The sequence below is a fragment of the Streptomyces sp. A1136 genome (assembly GCF_004795055.1).
Classification (GTDB): Bacteria; Actinomycetota; Actinomycetes; order Streptomycetales; family Streptomycetaceae; genus Streptomyces.
In genome coordinates this window covers 22,281-46,664 of the sequence record NZ_SSBJ01000018.1, presented here as the reverse complement: position 1 = coordinate 46,664, position 24,384 = coordinate 22,281, and the positions used below count along the sequence as shown (strand labels likewise).

Here is a 24,384-nt window from a genome sequence, read left to right as displayed (position 1 = left end):
GTTACGAGTGCTTCGGCTCGTTGAGGGCGATCAGGGTTGGGGGTCAGCGGGCGGCGGCCCGGCGGATTCGGGCGCCGGGGGTGTAGAAGCTCTCCCCCCACCGCTCACGGACCCGGCCGCCGCTGGACCAGGTGGAAAGGTCGTCGGCGAGCGTTGCCCAGTGGGGCGGCACGGCGTTCACGGCGCGCAGCCGGTCCACCGTCCGGAACAGATGGGTCTCCTCGACCTTCTGGTTGGTCATCACGAGCAGCCGGAAGAGCCGCTCGACACCGGGGTCGCGGGCCCCCCGCTCACGGCCTGCGCCGATCCGCCGGCACGCTGCTCCCAGGTCGCCGGCGCCGAATACCCGCACCGGGTCCGTGGTGGGGACGGCTCGGTGGTAGCGGGCGAAGAGCCTGGCGGTGAGCAGATGCGCTGCCTTGATCTCGTCTGTCCCCGCGAAACGGCAGGCCAAGGACTGCGCCTCCGTCGCGTGGTGATGTTCAGGGACCGTCAGGGCCTTGAGCAGGGTGTGGTTGCGTGAGGTGACCAGCCCCGCCAGCCAGCCGGCCAGAGCACGGCTGTCCGTCGTGGCCTGGGCCGGTGACACGCTGATGGCGGTGGGCACGGTGGCCTCCAGGAACTCGGCTGGGAACGTACGGGGGTTGGACAGCGCGGCATCCAGCCGGGCGAGGGCCTGTAGTCGGGCCTGGAACCCGGCGCCTGATTCGGGCAGGCAGCTCAGGGATTCCCGCATCGAGGTGCGGGTCGTTGCGACCAGGTCGACCGCGAAGCGGGCCCGAGCCGTCTGCTCGCAGCCGCCGGAGGCTACGTCGTCCAAGAGGCGGTGGAAGTGCTCCTCGTAGCGGGCCCACAGCTGGGGAGCGGACAGCAGACGCGCCAAGAGCTGCTTGCGTTCATCGGGCCTTGCCCGGGGGAATGCCGCATCCCGGGCCACCGCTGCTGCGCTGGCAGCGGCACGCTCGGCCTTCTCACACCATTGCGCGCCCTCCGTAGCCGCCAGGTACAGCTCCTCGCGCAGTGCGCCGACGAAGGGGAATGTCTCACTCACCCAGCCGCGGAAGCTGCTCTTCTCGGTGAGCAGTCCGACCGACAAGATCTCCACCCGCCGGCCAAGACCCTCCAGCCGGGAGAACAGGTCGGAGCCCTTCGCGTTGTCCGGGTCGGCGCCTGCGTACAAGGCAGGTGACGTACGCCAAAGGGCCCGGTCTAGACGAGCCTGCTGCGGTCGGCCCGCCACCAGGACCGCGTCCTGTAGCAGTTGTGGTGGCAGAGGGGTCATCAGCTCGCCGCTGCCGACCAGGACCCGGTCGACGACGACCTCGCCATCGGGCCGCCGGGCCGGAGCCAGCGCCACCGAGCGGCCCAGCCAGCTGTGCAGGTCCGCCGGCCCGTCCACCGGCCGGGCCCGGCACGAAGCCGGGCCGGTGAACACCCGCCGGTCCGGTCGCGGGTCACTCCAGGAAAGGTTGATCCTTCCAGCGGCCGACCGGCCCACCGGCGTGATGTTCAACCGCAGGGTGTCCGCCAGACTGTGTCCCATGGCCAGGTTCCGCACCCGCATCGCGTTGCGGGCCACCGCCCCGTAGGTGAACGCCCTCCCCAGCCACTCGTTCTGCGCCATCATCCGGCCGCCGGTGTCGTACCCGTGCAGGACCAGCATCGCTGCGAACGCTTCGTGGACCGGGGGCCGGCGCTCGTGGTGCAGGTGGACGTGCTCGGCGAGCTGCGCGCTGTGCCCGGCCCGTTCGATGTCGAGCTGCGCGGGCCCATAGCCGTGCCGTGGCAGGAAGGGCAGCAGGTCAGCGTTCTGCCCGAGCGGACGCTCGGGATGGAACAGGTCGAGCCGGCCGTCGAACTCGCTTCCCGACAGCGCCTTGGCGACCTCGTCCAGCGGACGGCGGTCCTCCACCCACTCCCGCCACTCCCTCTCGGTACGGGGAAAAGCGCCGACCCCGTACATGAGAGCCAAGAGGAAGTCGTGGAAGGCGATCAGCGCTCCCGGACTGCGGTGCGCCAGCGCGATGTCCTCGGACTGCTCGAAGGCTTCCAACAACGTCAGCAATCGGAAGCGTTTGTCCTGGTCAGCGCGGATTGTCAGTGCCGGGATACACACTTTGTCCCGCAGGTCGTACGTAATGCGCTCAGACGGGACGCTTATGGCCAAAATTGACGTCACGGAGATTTGCACCCCTTCTCTGGGAGATGGGGCACAGCTTGGCGGGCTGGACACAGGGGAACTGGTGAGCGACGCGCGGCAATCCCCCGTTCAGCCGCTGCTCCCGATGTGGCTGTGGCTATGGGCCAAAACCGACCTCCACGGCCTCAGCCGGAAACGAGGCGGCCCCGCCTGGAACAGCCTCCTCGCCCACTGCCTCGACACCGCCGCTGTCTGCGGCGCGCTCATCGACCACCACCTCTCTGCCCCCGCACGAGCCCGCCTCGCCGACGCCTTCGGCGCCGGCAACCTGGCCACGGCACGCCGCGTCCTGATGCTCCTGGCCGCCCTGCACGACATGCCCGGCAAGGCCACTGCCGCCTTCCAGATGCTCTTCGCTGCCCTGCGAACCCGAGACACCGAACTCGCCGAAGCCGGACAGCACTGGGCCCAGGCCGCAGCCCGCGCCGGCCTGCCCCTCAGCGGACCTCGGCCCGACCCGCGCCCGCACGCCCACGTCACCGCCCGCTACCTGCCAGCCCTGCTCGGCTGCCCCTGCCCGCGCTGCCTAGGCACCGACGGCCGCATCCCGCACGAACTGCCGCTGCACGACATCGCAGCCCTACTCGGCGGACACCACGGCGACATCCCCAACAACTCGACGATCCGCGCAGCCAGCCTCCGGCTCGATCCGCTCTGGCACACCATGCACCGCGCACTCGCCGACGAACTCGCCCGCCTCCTGGACGTCGATCTGCAGCGCCTGCCCGGCCTGATCCGACTCGAACGCCCCTGCATCCCCGTGCTCTTCGCCGGCCTCGTCGTCCACAGCGACTGGATCGCCTCCAACGAGAACCTGTTCACCTACCGCACCCCCGACACCGCCGGAACCGACACCAGCGCCTGGTGGCAGGCCAGCCAGGACCAGGCCGAAGCCGCCATCACCACCCTGCGACTTCACCGATGGAACCCCCGCCCCATGACCTGGGCCGAACAGATGCCCAACACCCCCCGCCCCCGCCCCACCCAGCAGACGATCATCGACAACCCGCCCACCGGCCAGAGCCTCATCATCATCGAAGACACCACCGGCGGCGGGAAGACCGAAACCTCCCAATACCTCACCCACCACCTCGCCCTCACCTGCGGTTACCACGGCTCCTACACCGCCCTGCCCCTGCGCGCCGCCGGCGACCAGGTCGCCGACCGAACAGCTGCCTACCTCGCCACCGTCCTCGGAGACCGGGAACGCGCCCACCTCGCCCTCGTCCACGGCAACGCCTTCGCCCACGGCACCACCAGCCACCTCGCGCTCACCGACAGCGTGGTCACCATGGCGGCCAACATCACCTGCGACGACCTCGACACCCACCACAACGCCCCGGCTGTCATCCTCGACCACTGGTACCTCGCACGAACCCGCGGCCTGCTCTCCTGCTTCGGCGTCGGCACCATCGACCAGATCATCCTCGCCGCCCAGCACGGCAAACACTGGTTCCTGCGCCTGTACGCCCTCGCCGGGAAAACCGTCGTGATCGACGAAGCCCACGCCTACGACCTCTACCAGCAACGACTCCTGGCAGCCGCCATCGCCTGGCTCGCCGACGCCGGAGCCAGCATCGTCGTGCTCTCCGCCACCCTGCCCGCCACGATCCGAAGCGACCTCGTCAACGCCTGGCGCCGCGGCCACAACACCAACCCCGCCGACACCCCACCCACCGGCCCGATCACCATCGTCGACAGCAAGGGCCACCGCCGCACCCACACCCCAGCCCGCTCACGCCACACCCGCTACCGCACCCGCATCAAACTGCTGCCCGACCCCGGCCCGAACGAACTCGCCCACCACCTCCTCAGCCGCCACCCCCACGGCATCACCACCGTGATCCGCAACTCCGTCACCCGCGCCGAAGACCTCCACCGCGCCCTGCGCGACATCGCCGGCCACTACGGCTGGAAGCCCGAAGAAATCCAGCTCCTGCACGCCCGCTACCAAGAACGCCACCGCTCCCACCACCAGCACCACATCGAAACCCGGCTCGGACCCCACCCCGACCCCGAACTCCGCACCGAACAACCCAACCCCCACCGCCCGCACCGCCTCCTGCTCATCGGAACGCAAGTCCTGGAGCAGAGCCTCGACTACGACACCGACCACCTCTACACCGACCTCGCCCCCCTCGACCTCCTCCTGCAGCGACGAGGCCGCCAATGGCGCCACACGATCAACAGGCCCCACCTGCACCATGGCACCCCCCTCACCCATGTCCTGTGGACCCCCCGCCCCGACGGGCTGCCTCAACTCCCGCCACCCACACCCCACGCCGTCTACGACCCCTACATCCTGGCCGCCACCTGGCACGCCCTCACCGACCGCGCACCCACCCACGCGCCCCTCACCCTCCACCACCCCCACGAAACCCAGCCGCTCCTCGACACCGTCTACGCCGACCATCCTCCCGCCGGCGACCACCCCATCCACCAACTCCTCGCCGAACTCCACCCCCAATGGATCCGCCGCCTCCAGGAAGAAGCCACCCACGCAGGCCACCGCGCCCTGTGGCCCTACGACGAGGAAGGCAACCCCACCACCGTGGCGCAACTCGCCTCCGGCCCCCTCGACGAGACCTTCGCCCGCTCACGCCTCGGCACGCCGTCAACCGACCTCATCGCCCTCTACCAGCACGACGACACCGGCAACGTCGCCTGGCAGCCCACCGATCCGGAGCCAGCCGACCTCACCGCATATCACCCAATCCGCCACACCGAGCCCCACCGACGCCAGCGCCTGGAGATCCACCGCAACACCATCCCGGCCCCCACCCACTGGTTCACAGGACGCAACCCACTGCCCGACCCCACGACCTGGAGCATCCCCAACGCCGGCGCACTCGCGGGCCGCCCCATCCTGCTGATGCGCCCCGACGGCCAGCCGGTCGACCCGCGCCTCGAACGTCTGCGCTATCACCCGGACACGGGCCTGGTCCGGCGGCCATGACCCGGACGCAACGTACGCTCGTAGCCTCGGAAACGAGGATCAACCTGGGTGCAAATCACCGTGGCCCAGAAACTCCCTCACGCCAGGGAACACACAACAACCCAGCAATAGGTGAGTGAGAGCAAACCCGACCGTAGGGACAGTTCAGTTCGGAAAGGGTCCGCCCCGCGCGCCCGGGGATCAACCGCCTCCGTGGCCTGGCGCGTCGGCGACTGCGGGGTCCGCCCCGCGCGCCCGGGGATCACCCGTCGTCGTAGTCCGTGCAGCCAAGTTGCCTGAGATACGCCCTGCCCGCCCAGGGATCAGGCGTGGCTTGCATCTCAGGGTGGCTCAGGGCAAGCGCTCGCCCCGTGCGCCCCGGGGATCAACCGCGCGGCTGGATGCTCCCGGTGGACGCCTTGCTGTCCGCCCCGTGCGTCCGGGGATCAACCCCGCTATTTGGGCCGGCAGGACCGAGCCCAGCTGTCCGCCCTCGCGCGCCCGGGGATCAACCCCACTGTCCGATCGGCCGTCCCGTGGCCCCTGAGTCCGCCCCGCGCGCCCGGGGATCAGCCCGGGGAGTGGCTGCGCATCCATTCCGAGATCAAGTCCGGCCCGCTCATCCGGGGATCAGCCGGTCAAGATGAGCCGCACAAGCGAGCCCACCCGGTCCGCCCGCGCGCCCGGGGATCAGCCGCCCAACATCACCATGGCGGAGCTGGTCGAGCGGTTGTCCCCGCGCGTTTGGGGATCAGCCCCAGCTCAAGGCCAACAGTCGCCCCGTCGTCCTGTCCGCCTCGGGCGTCCGGGGATCAGGCGGATTTGATCGCGTCGTGCGAGACCCGTGTGCAGTCGCGGGAGATCCGGCGGGCGAAGGCGGCCGGGCGGTCCCGTTTAGGGATCACCCCGACCCGGCTTCCAGGCCGCCTGCCGATGACCGGGGACAGCCCCAGATTCGCGCACTCTCGCTAAGTCGAAGACATCGTCCCCGTGCGCCGGCGATCAGCCCAAGACCGCTGAGTCCGCGCCGCCAGCCCGGGGACCAGCCCTCTGGCGGCAATGAGTCTCGGCGTCTGGAGGAGTCGGGCCCGCGCGATCCGGGACTTCCAGACCGGAGCAACAGGTCGGCGTGGGACTACACGCCCGCCCCGTGTGCCAAGTGAATGAGAATCGACCCTGCTGCCAGAATTGGTGCAGGTCGGGAAGGGTCCGCCCCGCGCGCCCGGGGATCAACCCACCTTGATCCGGATCGCGGTGGACTATCTGCTGTCCGCCCCGCGCGCCCGGGGATCAACCGCCTGTTCGGGGTCCAGGCGATCACGTCCGTGGGTCCGCCCCGCGCGCCCGGGGATCAACCGGCGGGGATCTAGACCCGCCCGCCCCACGGGGGGTCCGCCCCGCGCGCCCGGGGATCAACCCAGTCGGAAACTCGCGTTGTCCGTGGACGCTTAGTCCGCCCCGCGCGCCCGGGGATCAACCGCCGAGAGCGACCGGGAGGTCTACGCGGATGACGTCCGCCCCGCGCGCCCGGGGATCAACCCCACCCCAAGGCGACGGACCTGCACGGTCTGGTGTCCGCCCCGCGCGCCCGGGGATCAACCCTCGCCGATTCGTTTTTTCCCATCACGATCGCCGTCCGCCCCGCGCGCCCGGGGATCAACCCGACAGCGGGTCGCGGCTGCGGAACGAACCGGGGTCCGCCCCGCGCGCCCGGGGGTCAACCCCAGATCACCTCGGAGCAGGCCGACCCCTTCTGGTCCGCCCCGCGCGCCCGGGGATCAACCCCAGATCACCTCGGAGCAGGCCGACCCCTTCTGGTCCGCCCCGCGCGCCCGGGGATCAACCCGCGGCGAGTCGCAGAACGCTGGTGCTGTCGGAGTCCGTCCCGCGCGCCCGGGGATCAACCGATGGAGAGCGAGAAGAAGCCGCTCGCCGACCAGTCCGCCCCGCGCGCCCGGGGATCAACCCGCCGAGATCGGCGCGGCGGTCGGACTCCACCCGTCCGCCCCGCGCGCCCGGGGATCAACCTGCGCATTTGGCTGCGCGAGGGAAAACCGGCGTGGTCCGCCCCGCGCGCCCGGGGATCAGCCGCCCAACATCACCATGGCGGAACTGGTCGCACCGCGCGTCCGGGGATCAGCCCTCTTGATCACCGGGTGCGCGACGGCAGGGTTGTCTACCTTGTATGTCCGGGGGATCAGCCAGACGGCCAGCGCTCCAACTGCCGTGACCTGACTATGCCCCCGCTAGCCCGGGGATCAGCCTTCGGGCGGCAATGAGTCTCGGCGTCTGGACCGCGCGACCGGGATTTCCGACCAGAGCCACAGGTCGGCGTGAGGCTGCACGCCCGCCCCGCGTGCCCGAGTGAATGAGAATGGACCCTTCTGCCAGAATTGGTGCAGGTCGGGAAGGGTCCGTCCCGCGCGCCCGGGGATCAGCCGGCGCAGGGAATCTTCAACTGGACCCGGCCCGCGTCCGTCCCGCCGCGCCCGGGGATCAGCCCATGATCGTGTTGGACTCCGTCACCTCCCTGTGGTCCGTCCCGCGCGCCCGGTGATCAGCCGTAGCCCGACGCGTACCGTCCGGCCATCTCCGGGTCCGTCCCGCGCGCCCGGGGATCAACCGGTCAAGATGAGCCGCACGAACGAGCCCACCCGGTCCGCCCGCGCGTTAGGGGATCAGCCCCAGCCCAAGGCCAACAGTCGCCCCGTCGTCCTGTCCGCCCCCGGCGTCCGGGGATCAGCCGGATCTGATCGCGTCGTGCGAGACCCGTGTGCAGTCGCGGGAGATCTGCCGGGCGAAGGCGGCCGGGCGGTCCGCCCCTGTGCGTTTGGGGATCAACCCACCTCGCCTAACCACTCCCGATCGCCGTGATCGTCCGCCCCGCGCGCCCGGGGATCAACCCTTGACTGCGTGCTCCTGGTCCTCGTGCACGATGTCCGCCCCGCGCGCCCGGGGATCAACCCTCGGCCAGACACCACGGGACGCCGACATAGACGTCCGCCCCGCGCGCCTGGGGATCAACTTCTAGGTTCACGGGCATCACCCGGCAGATGAGGGTCCGCCCGAGCGCCCGGCTCACCGTCAGCCCACGGAGCGAGCCGGCCTCGCAGCCCGCGGCAAGTCCGCCCCACGGGCTCGGGGATTAGCCAGACGCCTTGGGTGCGCAGCAGGCGAGGACGCGGTCCGCTTATCGCGTCCGGGGGCCGGCCCCAGCAACACCCGGTAGCTGGCCGTTCGGCTCTACGGCCTGGTCAGGCCATAGGCGTGGTGTTCACGTACTGGCGTTGCCGTGGTTGTCGATCAGGGGGACGAGGGCGCGGACACGTTCGTGAAGGTCTGCGACCCCGGTGGCCGGAACGTCGGCGAGGACCTTGTCGAGGCGGGCGAGGCGTGCGCGTGATGTCGACCGCAATCGGGCGGCGGGGACGCGGTCGAGGACGTCGAGGGCTCGCTGAGCGGCATCCGTGGGCTGGGTGGGTGCCTCGGCTTGCGCGAGGACGAGGGTGGCGGCAGCCCAGCCGGGGGTGGCGACTGCGGTAGACGTGATGGACGTTTCGGCAGTGCTGCGCGCGCGGTTGTGGTGGCCGAGTGCGATGGCGGACTCGGCCTGGTGGAGGGTGTACTCGGCGGCGTCGAAACCGAAGCGGCCGGGTGCGAACCCGACAGGATCGGCTTCGAGCTCGCGGGCGGCCGAGGCGAGTGCCGTGTTGGCTTCCTGCTCGCGGCCGAGACAGGCGAGGGAGGTCAGCTGCGCCCAGGCGTGTGCCTGGGCTTTCGGCAGCCCGGCGGGGGCGTGGGCGACGGCCCGCTCGGCGTAAGCCAGGGCGGTCTCGTAACGGTTCTCGGCACGGGCGACCATGCTCTGCGCACCCAAGGCCCAGGCGGTGAGGCGCGCGTCGTCGGTGCGGCTGCCATAGGCGGCGGCAGTGGCCAGGTGTGCGCGGGCGCCGGTGTGATCGTCGAGGTGGAAGGCGAGGTTGCCCATCAAGGCGGAGAGCCAGCCGACGTTGCGGTGGAGCCCGTCGGCGACCTGCTCGGGGACGTGGCCGGTGACCAGACAGTCGGTGAGCATGCCGCGGGCGGCTCGTACTTCCTCGAAGAGCAGGTACGCGGGGTGCTTGGGGTAGGTGAGGGCGTAGTGCTCGACGGCCGCGTCCGCGAGCTCGGCGACCTCAGTGCTGCCGTGGGGGCCGGCGAGGAGGGCGAGCTGGAGGGATTCGCGGACGGCCGGAAGGCCGGCGGCTGTGGTCATGTGCACCACCATTTCCCGTGCGCCAGCGCTGCACGTGTCGGTCTCGGGCCGACCGTACCGGATCACGGTGGACAACTCGCGTTCCGGAAAGACTTGTTCGGTCAAGCCCAGGCCGAGCTGGGCGGGGGTGGCGCCGTAGGCGCGGCAGAGCATGACGGTGTACTCGCGGTCGGGGCGCTCTCCAGGGCGATGTTCCCACCGGCACAGCATCGGGTCGGACAGGTTTCGCGGTAACAGGCCGTCGGCGACGTACTGGGCCTTGACCTGGGTGATGGTCTCCGAGCGGGACCAGCCCAGGGCGAGTCTCCAGGCCTCCAGCTGCTGCACCTCGGGCAGGGCGCGGCGGATCTCGGCGGCGGTCTGTTCGGTGTCGAGGCGTTCGCGCTGGCAGCGCATCCGGATGCCGGCTGCCTCTTTCTTGATGACGGCGCGGCGTGAGCGGGCGATGGCGGCGGCCATGGGCACCCCCGGAGGGAGCGGGATATCGGGAATGGCAACCGTAGCCCACCCCTGTGACACGGCGACACCACTCGGTCACTGCCTGTCCGGCGTATTGCGGGAGCCCCGCAATGTCCGCTCGCTCCGGTGGCAATGACGCCGGGTCAGGTGCAGGCCGACTCTGGTGGGGCGAGCCCGACCGGGCAGCGAATCCCGAGGACGAAGGGGGGTGACCCCGCCATGTCCTACGACCACTGATCACCTGCTGTGCCCCCGTGACCAGGGGCCCGGGTCCGGCCTCAGCGTCTGGCCCGGGCCCCTGTGACGCCCACCCCTGAGAACACCTGGAGACGCTCGTGCTGCCGGTGCTGACCTACGAACCCCTCGACCCCGCCACCGTCAACAACCCCTACCCTGCGCTGGCCGCCCTGCGCGAGCAGGCCCCGGTGTCCTGGCACGACGGCATGTCCTCGTGGCTGGTCACCCGGTACGCCGACTGCACGGCCGTCCTGCGCGACCACACCGTCTTCGCCCGCGACCGGCGCCGCACCGGCCAGGCCGTGCCCGCGGCGAGCCTGAGCGTGCAGTCCCTGGACCCGCCCGACCAGGCCGGCGTGCGCTCGCTCTTCATGAACGCCCTGCGCGCCCAAGACCTGCCCGGCCTGGAGGCCCGCGCCCGTACCCGCGCCACCGGTCTGCTGCGCGAGGCGGCCGAGCACCCGTCGTTCGAAGCGATGGCAGAGCTGGCCGCCCCGCTGTCCCTGTCGGTGGTCTGCGACCTGCTCGGCGTGGACGAGCCGCCACTCGCCGAGTTCGCCGCCGCCTCCGACGCGATCATGCGCAGCATGGACGGCGGCCTCGACCCCGCCCTGGTCGAGCCCGGCCGCAAGGCGCGCGAGGAGCTCACCACCCTCGTGGACTCCTGGTTCACCGACACCGGCCGCCCGAGCGGTCTCCTGGCCCACGTCCGCGCCCACACCCCGCCCGGAGCCGGACAGGCCGAGGAGCTGTTCGTCCGCAACACCGCGCGGGTCATGTTCCAAGGCGGATACAGCACCACGACCGCCGCCATCGGCAACGCCCTGCACACCCTCACCACCCACCCGCAGGCACAGGAACAGCTGCGTACGGACCCGCGGGCGGTGCCGGCGGCGGCCGAAGAGCTGGTCCGCTTCGACGGGCCCGTCCAGGGCACCAGCCGCACCGCCACCCAGGCGTCCACGATCGCCGGCATCCCGATCCCGGCCGGCGACCCGGTAGTGCTGCTCTTCGCCGCCGCCAACCGCGACCCCGCCCGCTTCCCCCACCCCGACCAGCTGCTGCTGGACCGCCGCGATAACCGGCACCTCGGCTACGGCTGGGGCACCCACTCCTGCATCGGCACCCGTGCCGCCCAAGCGGCCCTGCGCGCCACCCTCGACGCCCTGCGCACCCACCCCACCCCGATCCTGCCGGCTGGCACGGCCCGTCGGCAGCCCTCGGCCACGATGCGCACCTTCGCCGCCCTGCCCGCCACCCTCCACCCCTGACAACGGCGCCCTCGCCGCCCAGCCTCTGCTCGGAGACCCCCTTGCGCATCCTGATCGGCAACCACATCGACCCCGCGATCCGCGCTCGTACGGACATGCGGGCCTGGACCCAGCGCCTGGCCTGGTTCGCCCGCCCCGGCGACGTCCTGATCCTGTGCACCGAACCCGATCCCGCCTTCCTCGACTACGCCCTCACCCTCACCGGCATCGGCCCCGGCGAGGTCACCGTCCTGACCACCCCGCCCGGTCGGCACGGCGGGATGCTCCTGGACCCCGAATCCCTCACCGACCCCGCCTTCCTCGACCAGGTCCGCGCCGCCCTGCGCCCCGCAGGCGGCCCGCAGGCCGTCGGGGAGATCTTCGCCCTGTGGCCCTCGGCCTCCGTCGCCCGCTTCGCCAGCGCCCTGGGGCTGGCCGGCCGGATGCCCGGCGGGGCGTACTTCGGGCAGGGCGGCGCCGAGATCGGCAACAACAAGGCCAACTTCCGGGCCATCGCCGCCGCAGCGGGCGTCCCCACCGTTCCCGGCGAGGTCTGCCGCTCCCGCGCGGAGGCCGTCGCCGCCACCTGCCGGCTCCTGGACCAGGCGGAGGCGGTGGTGGTCCAGCAGGCCCACAACGGCGCCGGCGTCGGCAACCAGATTCTTCTCGCCCCCGACAGCCGGCTGGCCACCGACCACGTCGGCGCCCGGCACCTGCACCACCTCGCACCGGGCCCGGCCGGAGTCGCGGCGTACTGGCAGGAGCGCTGGGACTGGGCGTCGGCCGACGGCCGCCACCCCGTGGTTGTCGCCGCGTTCGCCCCGAACGCCGAGGCGATCTACTCCGAGCACTACGCGGACGACTCCGGGACCTGCCCGACCGAGCAGGGCCGCCTGCACTATGTCGGCCGCCGTCTGTCCCATCAGACCGTCCCGCTCCAGGGCCTGGACCCGCTGCTGCACGCCCGCCTGGTCGACGGCGGCACCCGGCTCGCCGAGGCCTACCGGGCGCTCGGCTACCGCGGCCACCTGTCCGCCGACGCCATCACCACCCCTGACGGCCGCATCTACTTCACCGAGGTCAACGCCCAGGTCTCCGGGAGCCTGCACATCTACCAGGTCATCGCGCACCGGATCGTCGACACCTCCGCCCGCCCGGCCCGCGCGGTCGTCGAGTACCACGTCCCCCCGACCTGGCACGTCCCCGACGGCGCCGCCTTCCACCGGGCCCTCGCCGACCTCGACCTGGCCTGGAATCCCGCCACCCGCACCGGGGTGATCGTCTCCATGCCCATCGCCCTGGGCACGGACGGCGCGCAGTTCGTCTTCTGCCTCGCCTACGACCCCGCCACCGGCCACGAGGAGCCGTTCGCCCGCCTCGACGCCCGCTTCGCCACCCGCCCGCAGGACGCCTTCGACCCCGCCCAGCACGTCGGCCTCGTCACTGCTTTCTCCTCCTGAACGGAGCCCGCCCCGATGACCACCACACCCCTGCTGCCCGCCGCCGCGCGCCTGAACCAGACCCTGGACGCCGCCCGCCTGGCCGCCGACCTCAACCACGTCACCAGCCACACCTGGGACCTCCAGCAGGGCCGCGCCCCGGGCGGACTGCTCGGCGCCGTCACGGACATCGACTGGCGGGTCCTGCCGCTGATCGCACCGAACGGCGACCCCGCCCGCACCGACCCCGGCGGCCCGGGCCCCGACACCTACGCCCCCACCGGGTGGCTGGACCGCATGCCCTACCTCGCCCAGGTCCTCGCCGGCATCCCGGCCCCGCTGAACGCGGCCCGCCTCATGGCCCTGGGCCCGAACGCGGTCGTCGAGCGGCACTGCGACCCCAAGTACAGCCTGGCCCGCGGCTGCGCCCGCCTCCACATCCCCCTGACCACCAATCCCGACGCCGTCCTCTACCTCGATGGCACCGAGCACACCTGGCAGCCCGGAGAGTTCTGGTACGGGGACTTCTCCCGCGAGCACGCCGTCCGCAACCTCGGCACCACCACCCGCGTCCACGCCGTCATCGACGTCCTGTTCACCAGCGAGCTCGCCGCGCTGTTTCCGCCGGCCTGGCAGGAGCAGCTGGCCGAAGCCGACGCCCTGATCAACCACCTCACCCCCCTGGACAGGGACCTCCCCGAGGGCCTCCCCCGCGCTCTTCATCTGCCCGCCGGGTTCGCCGACTTCGGGCACGATGCGCCGCTGGAGGGCGACCTCGTGCCCGCCCGCCTCGACCACACCGATGGCCACCTCACGCTTGCGACCTCCGAGCGGACCTTCGCGCTGCTGCCCGCCGGGCGGGGGAGTGGCGGTTCAACGCCTGGAGCGAGGCCCGCACCTTGGCCCCCACCCCGGACGGCGGGACCGTCCTGCACGCCCGTCACGGCCGCGCGCACACCCACCGCACGCTCACCGCCGCCTGACCTGCGAGACGAAGGAACACCCACCATGCACCTGAACAGCCACGACGACTTCACCCGCCTGCGCGAGATCATCGTCGGGTCAGCCGTCAACTACACCGGCCACGACCGCGACGTGTCCTTCGAGCTGTTCCACCACGAGAACCTCACCGGCTTCCGCTCAGACTGGGCCTACCCCCGCCTCGTCGACCGCGCCTCCGCAGGCAGCGGTGCAGCATCGGAGCAGTGGGCGATCAACCGCCGCTACGCCGCCGAGCTCGCCGAGGACGTCGAAGACCTCGCGCAGGTCCTGGCCGACCTCGGCATCACCGTGCACCGGCCGATCCCGCTGCCCGCCGATCCGACCCCGATCGCCGGCCTGGGCTGGAGTGCCCCGCCGGTCCCCGCCCTGAACATCCGCGACAACACCCTGATCCTCGGCGACGAGATCATCGAGACCCCGCCCGCCATCCGCGCCCGCTACCTGGAAACCCGCCTCCTGGCGGGTGTCTTCTCCGGCTACTGGCAGGCCGGCGCGCGCTGGACCACGATGCCGCGGCCCGTTCTGACCGACGCCAGCTTCGACCTCTCCTACGCCCGCGACGCCACCACCACCCTCGGCGGCCCCACCGAACCCATCAACGACCCGCAGCCGGGCCCCTACGACGTCGGCTTCGAGATGATGCTCGACGGCGCCCAGGTCCTGCGCCTCGGCCGCGACCTGGTGGTGAACATCGCCCAGTCCAACCACGCCAGCGGCGTCGACTGGCTGGAGCGCCACCTGGCCGGCCGCTACCGGATCCACCGCGTGTACCGCATGGCTGACAACCACATCGACTCCATGCTCCTCGCCCTGCGCCCCGGGGTGTTCCTCGCCCGGCACGACGGCATCCGGGACATGCTCCCCGAACCGCTGCAGCGATGGAAGTTCATCGTCCCGCCCCAGCCGGACACCGGTGCGTTCCCCGCGTACGGGGACGCCGACCTCGTCCTGACCAGCCCCTACATCGACCTCAACGTCCTCTCCGTCGACCCCGACACCGTCCTGGTCAACCAGGACTGCACCGGCCTGATCAAGACCCTCGAAGCCGAGCACTTCACCGTCGTCCCCGTCCGGCACCGCCACAGAAGGCTGTTCGGCGGCGGCTTCCACTGCTTCACCCTCGACACCCGCCGAGACGGCGCCTGCGAGGACTACCTCACGTGAGCCGTCCCGTCCTGCTCCTGGAGGCGGCCGGCCCCGAGTCCGGGCACCTGGCCCGCACCGCGGCCGCCTCCGGCCACCCCGTCCACGCCGTCACCACCACCGAGGACCTCACCGGCTACAGCCCGGCGCTCCACAACCTGCTGGCAGGCACCCTCACCACCGACCTGGCCAACCCGCAACAGGCCCTCGCCGACACCGTCGCCTACGCCCGCCGCATCAACGCCGCTGCCGTCCTCACCACCAACGAGTACCTCACCCCGCTGGCCGCCCACACCTGCGCCCTCCTGGACCTTCCCGGCAACGACCCCACTACCGCGCACGCGGCCCACGACAAGGACGCCATGACCACCGCCTTTCGGGCTGCCGGCGTCACAGCGCCCCGCACCCACACCCTCGCCACCCCGGCCGCCCTGCGCACCCGCTTCCTCCGGCCCGGCATGCGGCTCCCCGTCGTCATCAAGCCGGCCGACGCCGCCGGATCCCAGGGCGTCACCGTCCTGGCCAGCCTCCAGGACGCGGACACCGCCTGGCAGCACGCACACACCGCACCCGGCATGTACGCGGCCACAGGGGGCCGTACGGTGCTGCTCCAGCAATACATCCCGGGGCGCGAGTACAGCGTGGAGTCGTTCACCCAGCACAGCCGGACCACCCACCTGGCCATCACCACCAAGACCACCACCCGCGGCACCCACCGGGCCGAACTCGCCCACACCCTGCCGACCCAGCTCCCGCCCGCGTTGGAACAGGCCATCCACCAGGAGACGGCGAAGGCTGTGCGCGCCGTCGGCATCCGCAACGGTGCGTCCCACACCGAGGTCATCGTCACCCCCACCGGCCGCCCGTACGTCATCGAGACCGCGGCCCGCATCGGCGCCGGCCACATCGGTGAACTCCTCCACCACGCCCTCGGTATCAACCCCTGGATTGCCCTCCTGGACATCGCCCTCGGCCGCCCCGCCCGTCTCACCCCCGCCCGACACCACCACGCCACCGTCCGCTTCCTCACCAGCCCGGCGGCCGGCCGGCTCACCTCCGTCACCGGTCTGCCCCGACCCGGCCCAGACACCCCCCTCGTCCGGCTCCGCGCCCGCCTCGGCGACCCGGTCGGCCCCGCCCACACCAACGCCGGACGGCTCGGCAGCCTCATCGTCGTCAGCCCCGACGCCCGCACTACGGCGGCCCGCGCCGCCCAACTCCTCGACGACATCCGCATCGAGGTCGAACCCCACCCCGCCTGAGCACACCGCAGGGGCGCCACCCAGGTCCATGGGTGGCGCCCCTGCGATATGCCCGAGGTCAGATCAGCGCGGCGAGCTCCTCGGCCACCGCCCCGTAGGAGTCCGCGACGCCGGCCTCGTTACCGAGCCGGTGCCGCTCCAGGCGCAGCGCGCCGAGGTGGCGCACCTCGTACAGACGCCGCCGCCACACGCTGTTCTCGGTCTCCTCCGAGCGGCCGTAGGAGTCGAAGAACGCTGTGCGGGCGTCCTGCTTCGCGCGGGCCATCCGCATCGTCCAGTCCGCCTCCGGGTCTCCCCACCAGGTGCGGTCCATGTCCAGGACACCGCAGATCGTCGGGACGGGGGCGGGTGCGAGCATCGTGTTCACCGTCCACAGGTCCCCGGTCAGCAGCCGCGGCACCGTCACCTCGTCGAGGATCTGCGCGTCGGCCTGGGCGGCGTCGGCGGCCTTGCGTAGGTCGGCCGCGTCCAGGCCGCAGCTCTCGACGTCCTCGGCGATCAGGTGCAGGGATGCGACGACAGCCTCGCTCCACCGCGTGTGCCCGGGGCCGCCCACCGGGCCGAACCATGGCCCGGCAACCGCGTGCACGGCCGCTGTGATCTCCCCCATCTGCCGGAAGAACGCCGTGTGGGTCTCCTTCGGATACGAGCCGAGGAGCTCCGGCGCCGGGGTTCCAGGCAGGAAGGACTGGATCATCCAGTCCCGCCCGATGACGGACTGGGTGAAGTCCGATGCCAGGACGTGCGGCATCAGGTCGGCGATCGGCGCGAGCCACGGCACCGACGCGTACTCCGCGCGCATCAGCTCCCGCTCCGAGCGGAACTGGCGGCCCGGTTCGGGCGCCACCCGCAGGACGACCGGCTCCGCGCGGCCGGCCAGGTCGATGCGGTAGGTGGTGTTGTACATCCCGCCGCCCAGCTCCGTCGCGGAACGGACCTCGGTGCCGGGCCCGAAGGCGCGCTGGGCGACCGCCTGGATCTGGAGGCCGGTGAGGCCCTGCTGAAAGGCATTGGCGGGCCGCTCGATGACGTGGAGTTCCACGGGACTTCCTTCCGGGCTGTGAGGACTTCGAGAGGGCGGGGCGGGAGTCTGCTGGTCAGGCCTTGCGGTTGCGGGGGCGGCCGTTGCGCTCCAGCACGACACCGAGCTGCGAGGGCTGCATCGCGGCGGCGATGCCGATGGCCCGGCGGTTGGCGTGCGGGCTGGTGGCGTCGGCCGCCGCGACGTGACGCTCGCGGGACAGCGTCAGGTGGGCGATGAGTCGACTCAGCAGGCTAGTGGAGACGATCAGCTCGTCGAAGCCCTCGGCCTTGGGGTCGATGACCTTCCCGCTGTTCGTCAACCCGTCGTACAGGGCGAGGGCGACGTCCTCGGGCAGGGTTACGGTCCGGGACCCGCCAGAGGAGCCGGGCAGCTCGAAGGTGATGAGGGTGGTCATGAATCCTCCAAGAGGCGAGGTGTATGAAAGCTACATCCGTAGGAATTCCTACACAAGGGCTGGGGGAACCACCGCCAGCCCTCGTTCCGGTTGCCTATCCGGCACCCGCGGCATCAGTCCGGCGATCGGCGCCAGCCACGGCATGGAGGCGTACTTGTTGCAGATCAGGTACGCCTCGGAGAGGAACGGCCGCTCGGCGGGCGGCGCCACGCGCAGCACGACCGGCTCGGCCGTGTCGCACAGGCGAGACCGCCGATTCCACCACCGCCCGGCGGCCGAACGCGGCCCCGACACCGGAGTCATCACCTGCCACACCACCGCACACGACCAGGACGACACCGCGGTCCTGGCCTTCGCCCGGACCTTCCTGGTCCCCCTGGACGCCGATGCCGCCCGCGACGCCACCAACTACTAGAAGGCGGGGCCCATGAACGCCAGCAACTGACCTTCGCCCCGCCGATGACGGCTTGTGGGAGCAGTACGACCAATTCGCCACCCGCCCCTACGGCCACCGATCGCCGACATCACCCACCTGCGCGAGCACGCCCTCCAGGTCGCCGTCCGCGGCGGCCGCGTCGTCGTCGGCGGCCTCGGCCTCCTCATCGATCAATTCTTCGGCGGCGCCCCGGTCCCCAGCGCCTGCCTCGGCGACGGCTGCACGCCAAATCGGATAAGGCTCTCGCGGCCCTTGTCCACAGCGCCGCCCTCTTCGAGCCTTGGCTGCCCGACCACTTCTAGCAGCCGGATGTCGCGGCGCTTCACGCGCAAGGCCGGCCGCTGACCTCCACGCCTGGGGTCCCGTACCTGCTTCTGCGGATTCAGGTACGGGGACCCCTTCAAGTTGCGGGTGGTGGATCAGTCGGTACTGCCTTGCCCGCCGGGCAGTCGGTCACCCGGTGATCGAGAAGAAGATCGAGCCGTCCTCGGCCCACCACCAGGCGCCCCGTCCCTTCACCCACTCGGAGGACCAGCTATCGAGAACCTTGATCAGCTCCTCCAGGTCGTACCGCAGACCGGGCTCGATCCGGTCCACCACCGCCCGGTAGGCATCCGCCGCAGGCCCCGCCTTCGCCAGCGGCCAGCACCCGATTTCCGGCGAACCCTCCAGAGGTCGGGGAATGTAGAACCCGATCTCCGATGGCGGGCCGCTATAGATGTACTGATTGGGCAGCAGGTCTGCCGGAACGCCCGCAGCCCTCAAAGCGTCGTCCAGAGCCGAGAAAAGGGTGGAAGGGCTCCGGTAACTTCCCAGGGTCTCGTCATCGCTTGCATTGTGGTCGATGACGATCTGGAGGGCCGCATAGTAGGCGCTGCCAGCGTGATCGGCGGCGGAGTCGGCTCGACCGGCGATCAGCTCTTCCAGCGCGTCCTGCACCGACAGTCCCCAGTCCACGCCCTGGGCATCGAGATCGTTCTGGCGTGCCCGTGCCTTCTCCCGCATACCGCCCAGGCGCCGTGATTCGTCGGCGCTCAGGTCCCTGGCGGGCAGGAAACGGACGACCTGACTGCGGTTCGCCATGCTGAAGTTCACTACCTTGCTCATGTGGATCATGGTGTCAAAGAGCACTGACACTCACGATGTCCGGGAGCCTCTGGCAGCTGGATGCAGGGCGAATGTCTCGATGGATCGGATAGACCGCTGAGGCTCCGAGGAGCAGGCCATGGGCGAGATCAGTGTCGAGCGGCAGCACCTGACCGGCTGCTGGCCGACAGCGCGAGCAGGTACGGAGCCCACTGGATCGACCTACGTCTGACCTGATCCGCCGGACAGGCCCTAGCAGATCGGCTCAGCAGGCGTCGGCACGGGCACTACTGTCTCGGCACCGGGAGGCGCTCAGGTCCGGATCGGCGAATCACGACTCGTGCGGGTGGAGTCGGTGAACAGCCCGTGCCAGCGGGTGCCTCGGAAGGTTGATCAGGCATGCGAACCTCTCAGCCAGGTCCGGCCCCCGTGCCCCCGATGCCCCCGTATCCCCCGGCTGTGTCGGCCGCTTCCACTGCCCCACCGGCGACGTTGGTCCCGGAGCCGTTCCGGGACCAGTGGGCGGAGATGTGGGCAGCGCACGGACGGGGGGACCTACCGACGGCCGTCGCGCTGGCCAGCCAGATGGAGGTCCTCCTGGAGGACCTCCACGGGCCCCGCCACCCCTACACGATCACGATGCTCACTGCTCGCGCCTGGCTCACCCTGTGCCGGCGAACCGACTGGCCAGCCACAGTCGAGCTGCTCATCAAGACCGCTCTACGCCGCCAGGCTGCCCGTGCCCAGCCCGAAGCGGACACCCTGCGCGCGGCCCGAAACGCGCACGCCTGTTGGCACGTCGTTGCCAAGCGGGACACGGCAGCGGCCCAGTCCCTTGCCGGGCCGCTGGCTGACATGCTCACTGCTCTCGGACTGAACGAGCTCCGCGCCAACGTCCAGGGCTTGGTCCAGGCGCAGGCGTCAAGGACGGTCTCCTAGCAAGAGATACGGGGCGTTCACAGGCCGATGCTGAGGTGAGTGCCGAGGCGCTGTCAGTAGTGGGGGCCACCATGGACGTCATGGAGGACATCACCGTCCGACCGGCGTCCGCCGACGCGGTCGGCGCACTGTGCGAGACCATCCGCGCCCAGCTCGCCGCCTGGGTGCCGGGCACACTAGGCGTGTACGTACGCCGCCACCCGTACGCTCCGGACACGATCGCGCTGCTCCTGGACACGGTTGAGGGCGCAGCCACCTGCACGGGCGTGCCAGGGGAAGCGGACCTTGCCCGCTGTGAACTGCGCGAGGCGGCCGTCCGCGCGGCGGCCGCTGCTTACGAGCCGGGGACAGATGTACGCGTCGAACTCGCCGCGGCATTGGCTGGGTGCCGCCGGGCGGCGGTCGCCCTCGGCCTGCTCGTTCCCCTCCGGTAAGCCACCCCGTTGATCTGAAGGGTGATGGCTCACGCCCGGGGAGGCCACGATGCAGCCCTGCCTGCTGCGGTCCGCCCGGTCGACGTGCGAAGGGCTCCCGGGCGGACTCCCTTCACCACGTTGCCCCCTCGACCGCCGCATGGTGCACACCACCACTGCGCATGACCTGTATGGAGCATCCTGCGGTGACCGAGGGGGCAGCCGGCGCTCTAGGCGTCGCGGCCGCACGGGGCCGCCATGGCCTGCGGCTGCTGCGGCGAGGCGAGAGTGGACGACCCGCACCGTCACACGGGCCTGCAGGCCGGTTCAGCGTGCCGAGCCGGGGATCGAAGGGGAAGGGGCGAAGTGGAGCTTCTGCGGTCCTTTCCCGTCGCCTTTCCAGTCGACGAACAAGATCACGTCGGTGAGGAGACGGTGGCGGTTGGACCAGCGCGAGGAGTAGGACGCCGGGGTGGTGGACCCGTCCCTGGCCTTGTTCAGGCGCGAGGCCATGTCGGTACGCTTTGTGACGGCAAGACCACCCCCGGCCACCATGGCCGTGACCTCGACGTAGGTACCGGTGGTGTTGAAGATGGAGCCCGGGTGCGTGGAGGACTCCGGCAGGTCCCATGAGAGCGTCGCCCAGTGCCGGATGGTCGAGCCGGTCTCGGTCACGCAGGCTTTGACGGTGAAGTCCCAGTTGTCGGGCCAGGGCCCGCTGTAGGCCGGGTTGTCGATGGTCTGGGACGACACCTTGCACCGCTCCACCGCGTACGCCGGGCTGACACCTGCGACTACAGCCGCGGTGACGGTGGCTGCCAGCAACACTGCCGAGAACCGCCCGGCGAGGGTTGTCCTGCGCATGGGGGCGCCTCCCTTTGATCGAGTGACCAGGACAACGAGGACGCGCCGGGATGGAAGCGCGCGAACGAGGGTGACGCGCGAGCAGGCCAGATGACGGCTTGAAGCACCGCCCCCGTCCCGGCCGGACAGAGCCGGCACGATCCCGCCCAGCCGAGCGTCGCGGTCACTTCTCGCTCGACTGAGATGTTCGACTCCCGGCGAGGCGCCTCGCGTGACCTGGCCCCGCGGGCCGGGAATGCCGGGGCGGAAAAACGGTTCATTACAGTGCCGCCCCGAAGAGAGGTCCTGCTCATGAGCACCCCCACCCCCACCCCGCGCCCTGTTCCCGTCACCTGGTCGCGTGATCAGGCGGGTCCGTGCCGGCGGTGCCAGACGACCACCCATAGGTACGGGGTGGGTGGGAACCCGTTGTGTAAGGCGTGCAGAGAGCAGTTGCGGGAGGCGCAGCACCGCCTTGCGTGAGGCATCACCGGCCTGCCGGGCCGCTTCGCGGTGTGGCGGCCTGGCGTCGGCTGCGGGGATCGGGCGCGTGGGAAGGAGGACCGTCGGGTGGTGTTGCGGCCGCCGGTGGAGCCGATGCTGGCGCAGGCTGTGGAGTCGGTGCCGGGCCCCGGCGTGCTGGGTGAGCTGGCGTATGAGCAGAAGTTCGACGGTTACCGGGCGCTCCTCTTCACCCCGACCGGCGCCGCCGGCCAGCTGCTGGTGCAGACCCGGCGCGGAACGCTGATCCAAAACAGCTTCCCCGACCTCGTCGCCGCCGCGCAGCTGCCGGACGGCCTGGTCCTCGACGGCGAGCTGGTGGTCTGGGACACGGCAGCGGGCCGGCTCTCCTTCGAGGGACTGCAGCGCCGCACCGCCGCCCGCGGCCGCGCCGCGCGCGAGCTCGCCGCGTCCCTGCCCGCGTTCTTCATTGCCTTCGACGTCCTCCAGGAGGACGGTGTCGAGGTGCTACGCCATCCGTATCGGCAGCGCCGCCTGCGACTCGAAACACTGTTCTCCACCCACCGGCTCAAGACACCGTGGACGTTGTGCCCCATGACCACGGACCTGATCACAGCCCAGAAGTGGCTGGAGACCTGGACCGATGTTCCCGGCCTTGAGGGCGTCGTGGTCAAAGCCATGAACCAGCCCTACCGGCCGGGATACAGGGGGTGGTACAAACTGAGGCGGCGGGACACCGTCGAGGCGATCATCGGCGCGATCACCGGAACGCTGCTTCGACCGCAGCTCCTCCTCCTGGGTCGCCACGACAGCCACGACCACCTACGCCCTATCGGCCGCACGGTTCCCCTGCGCGCGGAAGCGGCCCGCCTCGTCGCCGCAAGCATCACCGCGGCCGACGAGGACCATCCCTGGACCGGCATGCGGTTCGCTACGACGTGGGGCAGCCGCGATGCCTTGGACGTGACCCTGGTCCGCCCTGAGCTGGTCGCCGAGATCAGCGCCGACACCTCCGTCGACCACGGCGGCATCTACCGCCACCCCGTCCGCTTCAAACGCCTGCGCCTCGACCTCACCGCGCGCGACGTACCCCGGTTCGAGGCGGACACAGCCTGATCCGAGGGCTGAGGCAGCACACCTCCCCACGGGGCAAGGTCCGGCGTCTGTCGTCAGGACGGCATCGGGCCGTAGCAGTCCGTCGGGGTTCCCAGACGTGATCCGAGACGGAAGCGCATCTCGCCCGCGGCCCGGCGAACCTCCTCCGAGCGGGTCTCACCTTCAAGGGCACCGAGGAGCATCATGATCGCTCTGGCCTCGTCCTCGGTCAGCAGCTTGAGCCGGGTCTCGCCCGCGGCATCGAGGAGCGCGTCGAGGAAGTCTTCGTCCATGCCACCACAACGCCCCACGGCATTCGTCGTCACAGGCATGCGGGGCCGACCGACTGCGGGGGCGGGCTGCCGGCCGTCGGGCGTTCGCCCGGCCGGCCCCCTGTGGCGGTGGAGGTACCGGTGATGGTGCGAGGCTGGATTGAGAGCTTTCGCGAGGAGATAAGTAGATGCGCCCTATTTGGTCCGGTGCGATCAGTTTTGGTCTAGTGACGATTCCGATCAAAGTATTTCCGGCTACCGAGTCGCATGCGATCTCGCTGCACCAGTTCCACGTCGCGGATGGCGGCCGGATCCGCTACCGGAAGGTGTGCGAGGCCGACGGGAAGGAGCTGACCCAGTCGGAGATCACACGCGGATACGAGACGGCCACCGGCACCCTGATCCCCGTCACGGATGAGGACCTCGACGCCCTTCCCCTGCCAACGGCGAAGGCGATCGAGATCGTGGCTTTCGTGCCCACCGAGAGCATCGACCCGATCCGCATCGGCGCCTCCTACTACCTGGCCGCGGAAGGCGTCGCCGCCAAGCCGTACGAACTGCTGCGCCAGGCGCTGAAGCGCAGCAGCAAGGTCGCGGTGGCCAAGTTCGCTATGCGCGACCGGGAGCGGCTCGGGCTGCTGAGGGTCCTGGACGATGTGATCGTTTTGCATGGGATGCGGTGGCCGGACGAGATCCGGGACCCCGGCCAGGTAGAGGTCCCGGATGTGGAGGTCTCCGACGAGGAGATCGACGCGGCGATCGCTCTCGCGGACACCCTCTCCGGCCGGGACATCAGCGAGATGCACGACGAATACCGCCAGGCGCTGGAGAAGCTGATCGAGGCCAAGGCCGCCGGCACCCGGCCCGAGCCGGGCGAGGCCCCCCAGCCGGCCTCGGCGGAGGTCGTGGACCTGATGGCCATGCTGGAGAAGTCCGTGAACGAAGCCAAAGCCTCCCGCAGCGACGGGCCTGATGCCACCGTCCACGACCTGCCCGCCGCGAAGAAGACCACCAAAAAGACTGCCGCGAAGAAGGCGGCCGCCAAGCAGGCTCCGGCGAAGAAGAGCGCCGGCCGCAAACCCCGCAGCGCCTGAGCCAGGCAGGCCCCATCGGGTAGAGCAGGCCGCCACTGCCGAGCAAAAGCCCGGGACGCTGAGTTGCACAGGCACTGAGGCCGTAGCTCCGTTCGGTGAGCCGTCACTACGGGCCGCTCAGTG

At 70.9% G+C, this 24,384-nt stretch carries 17 protein-coding genes and 1 CRISPR repeat array; of the genes, 10 read left to right on the top strand and 7 right to left on the bottom strand.

Going from position 1 to position 24,384, the window contains the following annotated elements:
- Nucleotides 1–43: 43 nt before the first annotated feature.
- Nucleotides 44–2,116 (bottom strand): type I-E CRISPR-associated protein Cse2/CasB, encoded by a 2,073-nt coding sequence (gene casB / locus E6R62_RS18850; protein ID WP_276615617.1) that lies wholly within the window; start codon nucleotides 2,114–2,116, stop codon nucleotides 44–46.
- Between the two features lie 127 nt (nucleotides 2,117–2,243).
- Between casB and cas3 the strand changes: the two genes are divergently transcribed.
- Nucleotides 2,244–5,156: a CRISPR-associated helicase Cas3' gene (cas3, locus tag E6R62_RS18845; RefSeq protein ID WP_168714095.1), complete on the top strand. Its 2,913-nt coding sequence runs from the start codon at nucleotides 2,244–2,246 to the stop codon at nucleotides 5,154–5,156.
- 1,186 nt (nucleotides 5,157–6,342) lie between these two features.
- A CRISPR array of direct repeats spans nucleotides 6,343–7,335; the repeat unit is 25 nt; unit sequence GTCCGCCCCGCGCGCCCGGGGATCA.
- A 1,074-nt stretch (nucleotides 7,336–8,409) separates the two neighbouring features.
- Here the strand turns inward: cas3 and E6R62_RS18840 are convergent.
- Nucleotides 8,410–9,849 (bottom strand): tetratricopeptide repeat protein, encoded by a 1,440-nt coding sequence (locus E6R62_RS18840; RefSeq protein ID WP_136214635.1) that lies wholly within the window; start codon nucleotides 9,847–9,849, stop codon nucleotides 8,410–8,412.
- Nucleotides 9,850–10,184: 335 nt separating this feature from the next.
- On the opposite strand from E6R62_RS18840, the gene E6R62_RS18835 reads away from it, so the two are divergent.
- Genes E6R62_RS18835 through E6R62_RS18820 form a run of 4 tightly spaced genes read left to right on the top strand, consistent with a single transcriptional unit; the run spans nucleotide 10,185 to nucleotide 16,182 of the window.
- On the top strand, nucleotides 10,185–11,357 hold the full coding sequence (locus tag E6R62_RS18835; RefSeq protein WP_136214634.1) for a cytochrome P450: 1,173 nt from the start codon (nucleotides 10,185–10,187) through the stop codon (nucleotides 11,355–11,357).
- 41 nt (nucleotides 11,358–11,398) lie between these two features.
- Entirely contained in the window at nucleotides 11,399–12,796 is a 1,398-nt protein-coding gene (locus E6R62_RS18830; protein ID WP_136214633.1) for a hypothetical protein, read from the top strand.
- Nucleotides 12,797–12,811: 15 nt separating this feature from the next.
- Nucleotides 12,812–14,941 (top strand): aspartyl/asparaginyl beta-hydroxylase domain-containing protein, encoded by a 2,130-nt coding sequence (locus tag E6R62_RS18825; protein ID WP_136214632.1) that lies wholly within the window; start codon nucleotides 12,812–12,814, stop codon nucleotides 14,939–14,941.
- On the top strand, nucleotides 14,938–16,182 hold the full coding sequence (locus E6R62_RS18820) for an ATP-grasp domain-containing protein (protein WP_136214631.1): 1,245 nt from the start codon (nucleotides 14,938–14,940) through the stop codon (nucleotides 16,180–16,182). The genes E6R62_RS18825 and E6R62_RS18820 overlap by 4 nt, the downstream gene beginning before the upstream one ends.
- A 58-nt stretch (nucleotides 16,183–16,240) precedes the next feature.
- Here the strand turns inward: E6R62_RS18820 and E6R62_RS18815 are convergent, their stop codons facing one another.
- Nucleotides 16,241–17,224 carry a phosphotransferase family protein gene (locus E6R62_RS18815; protein ID WP_136214630.1) on the bottom strand — a complete coding sequence of 328 codons (984 nt, stop codon included), beginning with the start codon at nucleotides 17,222–17,224 and terminating at the stop codon, nucleotides 16,241–16,243.
- 55 nt (nucleotides 17,225–17,279) lie between these two features.
- Entirely contained in the window at nucleotides 17,280–17,621 is a 342-nt protein-coding gene (locus E6R62_RS18810; RefSeq protein ID WP_136214629.1) for a hypothetical protein, read from the bottom strand.
- 154 nt (nucleotides 17,622–17,775) lie between these two features.
- On the opposite strand from E6R62_RS18810, the gene E6R62_RS18805 reads away from it, so the two are divergent.
- Nucleotides 17,776–18,036: a hypothetical protein gene (locus E6R62_RS18805; RefSeq protein WP_136214628.1), complete on the top strand. Its 261-nt coding sequence runs from the start codon at nucleotides 17,776–17,778 to the stop codon at nucleotides 18,034–18,036.
- Between the two features lie 474 nt (nucleotides 18,037–18,510).
- Here E6R62_RS18805 and E6R62_RS18800 read toward each other — a convergent pair whose 3' ends face one another.
- Nucleotides 18,511–19,164: a hypothetical protein gene (locus tag E6R62_RS18800; protein ID WP_136214627.1), complete on the bottom strand. Its 654-nt coding sequence runs from the start codon at nucleotides 19,162–19,164 to the stop codon at nucleotides 18,511–18,513.
- A 438-nt stretch (nucleotides 19,165–19,602) separates the two neighbouring features.
- Here E6R62_RS18800 and E6R62_RS18795 point away from each other — a divergent pair, with 438 nt between their 5' ends.
- Nucleotides 19,603–20,082, top strand: coding sequence for a hypothetical protein (locus tag E6R62_RS18795; RefSeq protein ID WP_136214626.1), 480 nt, complete (start codon nucleotides 19,603–19,605; stop codon nucleotides 20,080–20,082).
- A gap of 80 nt (nucleotides 20,083–20,162) precedes the next feature.
- Nucleotides 20,163–20,516, top strand: a complete 354-nt coding sequence (locus E6R62_RS18790; protein WP_136214625.1) for a hypothetical protein — start codon at nucleotides 20,163–20,165, stop codon at nucleotides 20,514–20,516.
- A gap of 306 nt (nucleotides 20,517–20,822) precedes the next feature.
- Here the strand turns inward: E6R62_RS18790 and E6R62_RS18785 are convergent, their stop codons facing one another.
- Nucleotides 20,823–21,359, bottom strand: a complete 537-nt coding sequence (locus tag E6R62_RS18785) for a hypothetical protein (protein WP_136214624.1) — start codon at nucleotides 21,357–21,359, stop codon at nucleotides 20,823–20,825.
- Nucleotides 21,360–21,908: 549 nt separating this feature from the next.
- Here E6R62_RS18785 and E6R62_RS18780 point away from each other — a divergent pair.
- Nucleotides 21,909–22,916, top strand: coding sequence for an ATP-dependent DNA ligase (locus tag E6R62_RS18780; protein ID WP_240801753.1), 1,008 nt, complete (start codon nucleotides 21,909–21,911; stop codon nucleotides 22,914–22,916).
- A 53-nt stretch (nucleotides 22,917–22,969) separates the two neighbouring features.
- On the opposite strand, the gene E6R62_RS18775 is transcribed toward E6R62_RS18780, so the two are convergent.
- Complete coding sequence (locus E6R62_RS18775; protein ID WP_136214623.1) at nucleotides 22,970–23,188, bottom strand: hypothetical protein; 219 nt, start codon at nucleotides 23,186–23,188, stop codon at nucleotides 22,970–22,972.
- Between the two features lie 167 nt (nucleotides 23,189–23,355).
- On the opposite strand from E6R62_RS18775, the gene E6R62_RS18770 reads away from it, so the two are divergent.
- A complete protein-coding gene (locus tag E6R62_RS18770) occupies nucleotides 23,356–24,261 on the top strand; it encodes a Ku protein (RefSeq protein ID WP_136214622.1) in 906 nt (301 codons plus the stop codon).
- Nucleotides 24,262–24,384: the final 123 nt, after the last annotated feature.